This is a genomic window from Dietzia timorensis (genome assembly GCF_020742175.1).
In the GTDB taxonomy this organism is placed as follows: Bacteria; Actinomycetota; Actinomycetes; order Mycobacteriales; family Mycobacteriaceae; genus Dietzia; species Dietzia timorensis_A.
On sequence record NZ_DYXM01000170.1, the window covers coordinates 1 to 10,803 of the forward strand.

At 68.6% G+C, this 10,803-nt stretch carries 9 protein-coding genes; 2 read left to right on the forward strand and 7 right to left on the reverse strand.

The features are described 5' to 3' along the window. A partial coding sequence (locus K8V11_RS08795; protein ID WP_303912888.1) for an ExeM/NucH family extracellular endonuclease occupies nucleotides 1-1,910 on the reverse strand: 1,910 nt, incomplete at its 3' end. Nucleotides 1,911-2,131: 221 nt separating this feature from the next. Here K8V11_RS08795 and K8V11_RS08800 point away from each other — a divergent pair. After that, on the forward strand, nucleotides 2,132-2,851 hold the full coding sequence (locus K8V11_RS08800) for a hypothetical protein (protein WP_303912890.1): 720 nt from the start codon (nucleotides 2,132-2,134) through the stop codon (nucleotides 2,849-2,851). A gap of 6 nt (nucleotides 2,852-2,857) precedes the next feature. Continuing rightward, nucleotides 2,858-4,141 (forward strand): FAD-binding oxidoreductase, encoded by a 1,284-nt coding sequence (locus K8V11_RS08805; RefSeq protein ID WP_303912893.1) that lies wholly within the window; start codon nucleotides 2,858-2,860, stop codon nucleotides 4,139-4,141. A 3-nt stretch (nucleotides 4,142-4,144) separates the two neighbouring features. On the opposite strand, the gene K8V11_RS08810 is transcribed toward K8V11_RS08805, so the two are convergent. From K8V11_RS08810 to dnaK, 6 genes are all read right to left on the reverse strand, one after another. After that, nucleotides 4,145-4,978 carry a carbon-nitrogen hydrolase family protein gene (locus K8V11_RS08810; RefSeq protein ID WP_303912895.1) on the reverse strand — a complete coding sequence of 278 codons (834 nt, stop codon included), beginning with the start codon at nucleotides 4,976-4,978 and terminating at the stop codon, nucleotides 4,145-4,147. Nucleotides 4,979-5,068: 90 nt separating this feature from the next. Continuing rightward, nucleotides 5,069-6,463, reverse strand: coding sequence for an NAD(P)/FAD-dependent oxidoreductase (locus K8V11_RS08815; RefSeq protein ID WP_303912897.1), 1,395 nt, complete (start codon nucleotides 6,461-6,463; stop codon nucleotides 5,069-5,071). A gap of 412 nt (nucleotides 6,464-6,875) precedes the next feature. Continuing rightward, nucleotides 6,876-7,334 carry a heat shock protein transcriptional repressor HspR gene (locus K8V11_RS08820; RefSeq protein ID WP_303912899.1) on the reverse strand — a complete coding sequence of 153 codons (459 nt, stop codon included), beginning with the start codon at nucleotides 7,332-7,334 and terminating at the stop codon, nucleotides 6,876-6,878. Further along, nucleotides 7,334-8,533 carry a DnaJ C-terminal domain-containing protein gene (locus tag K8V11_RS08825; RefSeq protein WP_303912901.1) on the reverse strand — a complete coding sequence of 400 codons (1,200 nt, stop codon included), beginning with the start codon at nucleotides 8,531-8,533 and terminating at the stop codon, nucleotides 7,334-7,336. Before K8V11_RS08825 ends, K8V11_RS08820 begins: the two co-directional genes overlap by 1 nt. A gap of 218 nt (nucleotides 8,534-8,751) precedes the next feature. Then, entirely contained in the window at nucleotides 8,752-9,405 is a 654-nt protein-coding gene (grpE, locus tag K8V11_RS08830; protein ID WP_303912903.1) for a nucleotide exchange factor GrpE, read from the reverse strand. Next, a partial coding sequence (dnaK, locus tag K8V11_RS08835) for a molecular chaperone DnaK (RefSeq protein ID WP_303912905.1) occupies nucleotides 9,402-10,803 on the reverse strand: 1,402 nt, incomplete at its 5' end. The genes dnaK and grpE, both read right to left, overlap by 4 nt.

Below are 10,803 nucleotides of genomic sequence, written 5' to 3' on the forward strand. Positions count from 1 at the left end.
GACTTGAGGTGGTTGACCACGACGGAGAACTCCTCGCCGGTCGCTTTGTCCTTGAACACCTGGGCCAGCGCCGGGCGGTGGCGGGAGGTGTCGAAGTTCGGGTCGACCGACTCGGTGAGCGCCTTGAATTCGCCGACGCGCTCGACCTTCGCGGGCTTGAAGATGAGCGCGGTGGTGATGGCATCGGTGCCGAGCGTGCCTGTCTCGACTGCCGCGTACTCCTCGCGGCCGATTTTCGCGTTGAGCCCGTCGACCAGGTCGTTCACGGCCTTGTCGGAGTTGTTCTCGATCTCCATGAGGCCGAAGACTTCCGCGTCGATCTCGGCGAGCTGCGAGACGATCTTCGCCTTCTGGCGCTCGAACTCGGCGGCGTTGTTCGCGCCTCGGGCGTTCGGGTCCTTGTCGGCGAGGGTCGTGAAGTAGTTGAGCACGTTCGCCGAGGCGACCTTGAGAGAGCCCGGAACCTCGGGAGCCGGGGTACGCGGGTTGGTCTCTTCGTACTCTGCGCCGGCGGTCGGCTGGATGCGCCACTTGTCGAAGCTGAAGTGCATGACGCCGGTGACCTCGCGGAGGGCGTCGCCCATGCGGAAGCGGTTCTCCGGCGAGTAGTCCTTGCCGTTCGGGTGCCGGATCGGATTGGGGTTCTGCGTATTGATGCCGTCGTCGAGCGTGATCGAGTCGGCGAGGTTGCTCGCCGCGAGCTCCTTGGCCTCGGCGGATCCGGGGCGGTGGAGGTTCGTCGGCTGCGCGTGACGCTCGCTGCCGAGGGTGAGCTCGCCGTAGCGGTCGTAGTTGAACGCCTCGTTGATCACGCCCTCGCCGAGCACGACGGACATGCCCTCGACGGCTTCGCGCGCCTCGTCGTCCATCGGCAGCGTCAGCTCGGCCGGGGCCGGCTGCTCGGCGCCGGTGTCGCACACGGTGGCCTCGCCGGACTGGGTGATCTGCGTCATTTCGTGGTACTCGCTGACCTTGCCGGTCACGCGCACCAGGTCGCCTGCGGCACGCTCGCCCTTGCCCTGGGCGTAGACGAAAATGCCGTCGGAGGTGGCGTCGTTCTCGTCGCCCGCGTCCTGCACGAAGTAGCCGTTGTAGCCGCCGGGCTGCTGGAAGCTCGCGGTCACGATGCCCTGCACGGTCACCGTGTCGTCGACGCGAGGCGAAGTCGCGCCCTCGCCCTGTACTGCACCGATCTTCTCGGCCGGCGCCTCGCAGTCGGCGGGATCGCTCGGCTCGGTCGGCTCGCCCGGCTCGTCTGGGTCTTCCGGCTCTTCCGGATCCGTGGGGCCGCCCGGCTCCTCACCGGGTGCGATGCCGAGGTGGTCGAACACGTCGACGCCGAAGCCTTCCCACCCGGCGGTGGCCGGGTCGAACGCGTCGTCGATGGTCGTGTCCGGCACGCCGCCGGTACGCCGCAGCGTCGAGTCCTTCGTGCTCGCCTCGCCCGTCCCCCAGGCGCCGCCGGCCGGCTGCTCGCCGACCCGTCCGAGCGAGTCGACGACCTCGTCGCCGCGGTAGAGCACCACCGCGTCGTCACCGTTCCACAGCCCCGCACCCGAGGACGCGTCCAGCTGGTCGGCGAATGCCGCACGCGAGCTACCGAACAAGAACGTCTCGCCGGCCGCAACCTCGCCGGACAGCGCGTACGAGTTCGCCGTGCTGCTGCCGTTCGCGTACACGGCGACGCGGTATTCGGACAGGTCGATCGCCTCGGTGCCCTGGTTGAACAGCTCGATGGCCTTGTTGTTCCCCGTCCCCTCGACGTACTCGCTGATATACAGGCCGGTCCCCTGCGCGGCAGCAGGACCTGCAGTTATGACGCCGGACGTGCCGCCCAGCACCAACGCCGCGGCGAGCACGGACGTGGACACGCGTCCGCCAAGACGGCGGGCAAAACTCTTCGGACGCATTCAGCGCCCTCCTCCCGTTGGGAAATGGTCAAGTGCAACACACGAGAAGTTAACGAACCCGTGGAAAGCCTGAGAGGCAGTTCAATTGCCGATAGGTAAACATCGGGCGAGTCTTTGGGTTCGGGCGCGGGCGGCTCGCAAAGATGACAGTGCCCGCGCCACTCGTGATTAGACTTGTGGACGAGCCGATTACGCGTGCGCGAAAGGAGGGTGGTGGCCCGATGGCAATGCACTATCCACCGCTCGCCAACGGCGCGTATCGGGTCGGCGATCCGCCGCAGCCCTTCCCTCCCTCGCAGCCCGGCCCAGAGCAGTCCGCGCGGCTCGCCCCCGGTGGCCTGTATTGGGATGGCATGCCACGCCCCGCGCAGCCGCCGCAGTTCCCGTACCAGCAGCAGCCTGCTCCGCCCGCGCAGCCCGTGCAACCCGCGCAGCCCGTGCAACCTGCGCCACCGGCGCAGGCGCAACCGAGGCCGCCGCAGCCCGTGCCGCCCATGCCGCCGCAGAATTCCGGTCCGCAGCCGAAGCGTGGCCTCATCGCCGTCGGCGCGACGGCCGGTGTCGTCGCAGTGTCCGCGCTGGTGTTCGCAGTCGTCCCCGGCGACCAGTTCTCCGCGGTCGACACCTTCCAAAGCCGGGGAACATTGACGATCAGCGCGCCTGGCGCCCTCGGTGGCACGAGCGAATGCATCCTGCCGCCGGGACTCGACGCCATCCCCAATGCGCAGGTCACTGCCCAAACGGGTGATCCGCTATCGCAGGTTGCCGCGGCGCCGATACAGTATCAGGACGGCACGCTGGGCGAATGTACGTTCACATTCTCTCTGGACGAGGTGCCCGCCGGCCAACCCGCCTATCTCGTTTCCCTCCAGGGCCATGGCCAGCTCGACTACACCGAACAAGAAATGCGCGACGGTGTCGATATCATCATCGAAAGGTAAATGCCCGTGTCCGCCACATCCACTCCTTTGGATCAGCTCCCCGCGCTGCTCGCTCTCCGTGAGCTGACGTATCGCGAGAGCTCGGACGTCGCGCCCGATTTCCGCCGCACCCTGGAAGACACCCTCACCACCGAGGCCCCCTATATCCGCGCCGATCTGCCCAGGAACCTCGACGAACCGTTCGCGACCTTCGTCAAGCTGTATCGGTTCCTTCTCACTAGGGTCGAGGACTCGGGCGGCGACCGCGCGAAGGTCGACGACGTTCTCGATCTGTGCCGCGACCTCGGCCACGACCTCGCCAAGTACAACGTGGTCGAGGAACAGTACGAGCAGTTCGGGCATGCGCTCAACGCGGCGCTCGCGCGCGTCGCGGGCGAGGAGTGGACCGAGGAGCTGTCCAAGGTCCAGAACCAGTTTTATGTGATCATCGCCCGCGCCCTGGACAAGGGTTCGCGCGAGGCGCACGCCGAGGCGGCGCCGGACGGCCTCAACATCGGCGCGACGGTCGTCGACGTGCAGCGCCCCACCCGCGGACTCGCGGTGGTGCGGCTGCTCACCGACGTCCCGATGGACTACCTCCCCGGCCAGTACGTTTCGGTACTCACCCCGTACGCGCACGCCGTGTGGCGCCAGCTGAGCCCGTCGATCCCCGCCAACCCGGCGCGGCAGATCGAGTTCCATGTTCGCGCGGTCGAGGGAGGCGAACTCAGCGCCTCGCTCGTCTCAATGGCCTCCCCCGGCGACCGCTGGGTGCTGTCCAGCCCGCTCGGCGAACTCGAGATCGTCCGCAACCCGGCGCCCATCCCGGAGCAGAAGCCCGGCGAGCCCGCGCCGACGCGCCCGCTGCGCGGCGACCACCAGGACGTCCTCATCATCGCCGGCGGCACGGGCATCGCGCCGATCCGCAGCCTGCTGCTCGACATCAGCCGCTTCTCCGACAACCCGCGCGTGCACCTGTTCTACGGCGCGAAGTATCCGGGCGAGCTCTACGATCTGCAGTCACTCATCGACATGGCCTCGTTCAGCCCGTGGCTCACGGTGCAGCCCGTGGCCGAGGAACACGAGGACCCGTGGTGGCTCGACACCTCGGGCTCCGCTCCGCTGCCCCACACGCTGCACCGCTTCACCTACGGCCGCCTCGACAAGGTCGTCACCGCGTACGGCGGGTGGGGCGACCGGCAGATCATTCTTTCCGGACCGCCGGCGATGCTGCGCGCGACGAAGGAAGCGCTCATCGCGCGTGGCGCCCCGCCCGAGGCGATCTCGCACGACCCGCTCCCGGGGAGCTGACCGCTACTCGGTGACGCGGCCGCCGGTGAGCACCGGGATCGCCGCGCGCACGTCCTCGGCCGCATCGGGGTCGACGTCGACGATCATCAGCTCGGCGCCGTCCGAGGCCTCGCGCAACACCTCTCCCTTTGCATCGACCAGCATCGAATGCCCGACGCCCTGCGGCGCGGAGCCCGAAACCTCGCGGCCCTCGCTCGCGGGATTCCCCTGCCCCACGGCGAGCAGCGGCGTCGTCGCGTCGAGCGCGCGGGCCCGCGCGAGCAGCTGCCATTGCTCGACCTTCCCAGGACCGTCGCCCCACGAGGCGCCGAGAATGTTCAGCCGTGCGCCGTCATTCGCGAGCTTCGTGAACTGCGCGGGGAAGCGGATGTCGTAGCAGACGGAGATTCCGATAGGCACCCCGTCCACTTCCACTACAGAAGTAGATTCGCCGGGCGCGACCGTGTCGGATTCGCGGAAGCCGAACGCATCGTAGAGGTGGATCTTGTCGTAGCCGAGGTGGATATCGGCGCCCGCACCCGGGCTTGCTGCAGACCCCGCCGGTCCTGTGACGAGGTAGGTGTTGAACACCCGGCCGTCGCCGGAAGGACGGAACATCCCGGCCATCACGACGACCCCGGCCTCGCGCGCGATGTCCGCGACCTCACTCGCCCACGGCCCGTCGAGCTCCTCGGCGACCTCGTCCAGCGGCCCGTGCCCGAACGCGCGCATCGTCGCCTCCGGGAACGCCACCACCCGGGCGCCCTGCTCCGCGGCCCGCGCCACATAGTCACGTATGACGGCGGAGTTCGCCTTCGGATCGGCCCCACTGATCACCTGTGCCGCAGCAATGCGCACGACGCCTCCTCTCAGGCTCTCCCCGCCCCGGCGGGCGGGGTCCTGCCGGCCTCGGGCTCTGCCTTCGCGAGCCGGCCACTGCTCCCGACGCTACGCGAGCAGCGCGTTGAATACCTCCGAGCTGGACGGGTGGGTATAGATCGCCGAGCCCAGCGCGGAGGCGGGGACCGACTGGGTCATCGCGACCGTCACGAGGTTGATGAGCTCCTGCGAATCGACGCAGTACAGCGTGCATCCGAGAATGCGGTCGTCCTCGACGTCGATGAGGAACTTCGCGATCCCCTCGGGCTCGCCGAGGATTTTCGGCCGCGGCATGATCGGGATGTCCGCAATGTTCTTCGACCGCACATCGAGGGTGTGCCCGCGCCCTTCGGCGTCCTCGCGGGCCGCGTCCTCGCCGAGCCCGACCTGCGACAGCGGCGGCGTGATGAACGTGGAACTCGGGACAATCCGTCCGCTGGTCGTGCGGGAACCATCGCCCCACACCGCGGAGGTGATCACCCGGTGATCGTCGAAGGAGACGTAGGTGAACTGCGGGCCGCCGTTGACATCGCCCGCCGCGTAGACGCCCTCTACATTTGTCTGCAGATGCTCATCCACCTCGACCGCGCCACGCTCGGTCGTGGCGATTCCGGCCGCCTCGAGGCCGAGGCCGTCCGTCGCCGGGCGCCGCCCCACGGCGAGAAGTGCGTAGTCCGCCTTCAGCTCCCCGCCGTCGTGCGAAACGGTGACTCCGTCGTCATCGGAGGTAAAGCCCGAGACCTTCGCGCCGGAGAGGATGGTGATTCCGAGCTTCTCGAGGTCCGCGCGGACCTGCTCGGCGACGTCGCGGTCGAAGCGCGCGAGGAACTGCTCGGAGCCGTCGAGGACCGTAACGGAGGTGCCGAACTGCGCGAACATCGTCGCGAACTCGAGGCCGATCGGGCCGCCGCCGACGATGGCGAGCTGTGACGGATGCGTGGGGACGTGCTGGACCTGCGTGGAGTCGAGGACGCGAGGGTCGTCGATACCCGGGATGGGCGGGCGGACCGGGACGGAGCCGGTGTTGATGATGATCGTCTGGGCGGTGACGGTGAGTTCGTCGGGGCCGCCCGTGATGCGCACGTCCTTGGGGCCGGTGAACTCGGCATCGCCGTCGATCACTGTGACCCCGGCGTCGTCGGCGAGCTTCTTATTGACGGCGTTGAGCTTGCCGATGAGGGTGTCGCGGCGATCCTGCGCGGCCGACAACGCATCGGCGTCGCCGCCCTCCGAGCCGACGCCGGCGGCTGCTGCGGTCCGGGCCGAGGAATGCAGGTGGGCGTCGGTGAGAAGAGTCTTCGTCGGCACGCAGCCGACGTTGATGCACGTACCGCCGTACATATCGGGGGACTTCTCGATCAGCGCGACTCGATCGCCCGCCTTGGCGCGCGCCATCGCGATGGTCTTGCCGGCTTTGCCGAAGCCGAGGACGAGTACATCGAATTCCTGGTCGCTATCGCTCATGTTCGCGATGTTACTCGCGGGGGAGGTGGGGGGCGGCTGGCTGTGACTGGCTGTGGCGGTCGCCGCGTGGGTGGCCGCCCGGCGACACGGCCGGCGGCTGGGTCGGCGGGTGGGCCGGCGGCTGGGTTTACATAACGCGGGAGACACCAACCCGAGGTGCGAGACACCAACGTGAGGGTCGATTTTGTGCCCAAAACGGGCCGAATTTCGACCCGGAGGTTGGTGTCTGGGCCCTGGGGTTGGTGTGTGGGCCCGGAGGTTGGTGTGTGGACCCGGAGGTTGGTGTATAGCTCGCGAGTTGGTTTCTAGCCGCGCTCGCTCGGGCGCGCGCACGCGCACGCGCCCGCGAACAACCGTCACTCCTTGCCGCGCTCGCCCGCGCACGCCCCCGCGCCCACCCCGCGAACAACCGTCACTCCTTGCCGCGCTCGTTCCGCGGCCGCCACAGCACCACCTGCGTCGACCGGGGCACGTGGACGAGCTCGCCGCGCGCGCCCGAAGGCGCGGACAGGCCGGAACGACTCGTCGCGCGCTCGGCCCGTTGCGCCGCCTCGTACATCGAGCGCAGCTCTGAGCGCGCCTCGGACAACGCCGCGCGCGCCTCCTCCAGCTGCTCGCGCAGCTCGATGATCAGCTTGATCCCCGCGAGGTTGATGCCCTCGTCCTGGCTCAGCCGCTGAACCTCGCGGAGCAGCGCGACGTCGCGCAGCGTGTAGCGCCGCCCGCCGCCGCGCGTGCGCTCGGGGATCACCAGCCCGAGGCGGTCGTAGGTGCGGAGCGTCTGGGCATGCAACCCGGACAGCTCCGCCGCCACGGAGATGACGAGTACCGCCTCGTCAGGGCGCAGATCGTCGGGATTCGGGATACGCATTACGCACCTTGCCACCCTGCACGCGGGTCGAAGCCGGAGGCGTCGAGCGCCTCGGCGTACGCGGCGAGCTGCTCGGACGCGGCACCGGCCGGAGGGGTCACCACGCGCAGCGTCGCGCGCAGCGCACCGGGGTTACCGCTCTGCGGGTTGATCCCCCGACCGCGCACGCGCAGGACGTGCCCGTCGCGGGAGTTCTCCGGCACGCGCACCGTGACCCGCCCGTCGAGCGTCGGGATCGACACCTTCGTCCCGCGGACAAGCTCCGGGTATGACACCGGCAGCTCGAGCAGCAGGTCGTTGCCATCACGCGAGAACACCTTGTCCTCGCGCACGTGGACGGTGACGAACAGGTCGCCCGCCGGCGCCCCGCGGAAGCCGGCCTGCCCCTTGCCCTGCAGGCGGATGCGCTTGCCGTCCTCGATCCCCGCGGGGATCTTCACCGTGAAATGCCGGGTGCGCGTCGTCGTTCCCGCGCCGCGGCACTCGGGGCACGGGTCGTCGATAATCGACCCCGCGCCGCCACATTCCGGGCACGGCTCGGAGAAGCCGAACGGCCCCTGGCTGCGGTTCACGTAACCCGCACCCTGGCAGGATCCGCAGGTCCGCGGCGTCGTGCCGGGCTTGGCGCCGCTGCCGCTACACGTATTACAGGTTGACGGCGCAGTCACCGCGATTTCCACCGGCTTCCCGAGCGCGGCGTCGCGGAAACCGACGGTCACCGACGTTTCGATGTTCTCCCCGCGGGCGCTGGCCTGCCGGCCACCTCCGCCCGCGCCTGCGCCGCGGTTGAACAGGCCGCCGAAGATATCGCCGAAACCGCCCGACTGCGCGCCGGCCGCTCCGCCGCCGAAGAGGTCCGAGATATCGAACTCCTCGGCACCAGCACCGGCACCGCCGCCCGAGCGACGGTAGCGACCACCGCCGAAGCCGCCTCCGCCGCCACCGAAACCTCCGTAGCCGCTCGCCGCAAGCTGACGGATCTCGTCGTATTCCTTGCGCTTGGATTCGTCTCCGACGACGTCATACGCCGTGGAGACCTTCTTGAACTTCTCCTCCGCGGCGGTATCGCCCGGGTGCGAATCCGGGTGGGATTCGCGGGCAAGCTTACGGTAGGCCTTGCGAATGTCGTTCTGGCTGGCGTCCTTCGAGACGCCGAGGTCTGCGTAAAAATCTCTGTCTACCCAATCGCTCTGGCTCATGTGGCGCCTCCTTTCAGGCCGTGCCGAGTGTTGTGCGCGTGCCTCGGGGCAACGCTGCTGGGTGCTGTACTAATTTTCGTCTCTAACTCTAATTGTCTAACTAACCGAAGAGGTCCCGGCAGGAAAAGGGCCTGGGGCCGCTCCCCTGCCGGGACCTCGTGTTCGTGTGCGGCGGGCGGTTCGCGCTCGGGCGAGCCGCGTCGCGTCGCGTCGGCGGACTAGCTGCCGACGATCACCATCGCGTTGCGCAACGTGCGATCACCGACGCGGTAACCCTTGCGGTACACCGTGGCGACCTTGGGATCGCCGCCCTCGGACAAGTCCTGCACCGCCTCGTGGATGGAGGGGTCGAAGTCGTCGCCCTCGGCGCCGAACTCCTCGACGCCCTGAGCGGCGAGGACCGCGAAGAACTTGTCGTTGAACTTGCGCAGCGGGCTGCCCTCTTCGAGGTCGCCGTGCTGCTCGGCGAGGCCGAGCTCGTCGGCGATCTCCAGCAGCCCGGAGAGCACGGAGGCCTTCGCCCCCGCCACGGCCGACTGGCGTTCGCGGTCGACGCGGCGGCGGTAGTTCGCGTACTCCGCGGACACTCGCTTGAGGTCCTCGGTGAGCGCGGCCACCTCGTCGCGCGGCGCCTCGGCATTCTCGCTTCCGCCTTCCGCGGTGGCCTCGGCCTCGACGCCGGCGGCGGTCTCCGCCGTCATACCCTCTGTCGGTTCCGACGGGGCGACGTCGTGGTCGGCGGCCGCCGCGAAAGCGTCGGCGTCAGCGGCCGGCTGCGCGGCGTCGGCCTCTGTGGCCTGGGCCTGAGCCGTGGGGTCCACATCGTCCGCGGTGGACGACTCGGTTCCCGGCTGGCCCGGGCCCGCGGTCACTTGCTCTCCTTGGCGGAGTCGTCGCCCGAGGTGGTGTCGTCATCGTCGACAACCTCGGCGTCCACGACGCCGTCCTCCTCGGCCTCGCCGGCGCCGTCTGCCTGAGCGGCCTGCTGCTCGTACATCGCGGTGCCGATGGCCTGGAGCTCGGTGTTGACCTTCTCCACGGCCGACTTGATGGCCTCGAGATCGGAGCCCTCGAGTGCGGTGCGCACCTCGGCCACCGCGTTGTTCACGGTCTCCTTCTTGTCGTCGGCGATATTCTCGCCGTTCTCGGAGACGAACTTCTCGGCCTGGTAGACGGTCGACTCCGCCTGGTTGCGGACGTCGGCCTCCTCACGGCGCTGCTTGTCTTCCTCTGCGTGAGCCTCGGCGTCGGAGACCATCTGGTCGATCTCCTCCTTGGACAAGCCGGAGCCGTCCTGGATGATGATCGTGTTCTCCTTGCCGGTGCCCTTGTCCTTCGCGGTGACGTGGACGATGCCGTTGGCGTCGATGTCGAAGGTGACCTCGATCTGCGGCACGCCGCGCGGCGCCGGGGCGATACCGGCGAGCTCAAAGGAGCCGAGCAGCTTATTCTGCGCGGCCATCTCGCGCTCACCCTGGAAGACCTGGATCTGCACCGAGGGCTGGTTGTCCTCGGCCGTGGTGAAGGTCTCCGAACGCTTCGTCGGGATGGTCGTGTTGCGCTCGATGAGCTTGGTCATCACGCCGCCCTTGGTCTCGATACCGAGGGACAGCGGGGTGACGTCGAGGAGCAGCACGTCCTTGACCTCGCCGCGGAGCACGCCGGCCTGCAGGGCGGCGCCCACAGCGACAACCTCGTCCGGGTTGACGCCCTTATTGGGATCCTTGCCCCCGGTCAGCTCCTTCACCAGGTCGCTGACGGCGGGCATACGGGTCGAGCCGCCGACGAGGACCACGTGGTCGATGTCGGAGATCGAGATGCCCGCGTCCTTGATGACAGCCTGGAACGGCTTGCGGGTGCGGTCGAGCAGATCCTGGGTGATCTTCTGGAACTCGGTACGGGACAGGGTCTCATCGAGGAAGAGCGGATTCTTGTCGGCGTCGACCGTGATGTACGGAAGGTTGATCGACGTGGACTGTCCCGAGGACAGCTCGATCTTCGCCTTCTCCGCGGATTCGCGCAGACGCTGGAGCGCCATCTTGTCCTTGGTCAGGTCGATGCCGTTCTGAGCCTTGAACTTGTCGACGAGCCAGTCGACGATGCGCTGGTCCCAGTCGTCGCCGCCGAGCTCGTTGTCGCCGGAGGTCGCGCGAACCTCGACGACGCCCTCGCCGATGTCGAGGAGCGAGACGTCGAACGTACCGCCACCGAGGTCGAAGACGAGGATCGTCTGGTCGTCCTCGTTCTTGTCGAGGCCGTAGGCCAGCGCG

Bases quoted from the DNA above. Each gene is read 5' to 3' on its own strand.
- K8V11_RS08800 (WP_303912890.1), top strand. From the start codon at position 2,132: ATGGCAATGCACTATCCACCGCTCGCCAACGGCGCGTATCGGGTCGGC.
- K8V11_RS08815 (WP_303912897.1), bottom strand. From the start codon at position 6,463: ATGAGCGATAGCGACCAGGAATTCGATGTACTCGTCCTCGGCTTCGGC.
- K8V11_RS08820 (WP_303912899.1), bottom strand. From the start codon at position 7,334: ATGCGTATCCCGAATCCCGACGATCTGCGCCCTGACGAGGCGGTACTC.
- K8V11_RS08825 (WP_303912901.1), bottom strand. From the start codon at position 8,533: ATGAGCCAGAGCGATTGGGTAGACAGAGATTTTTACGCAGACCTCGGC.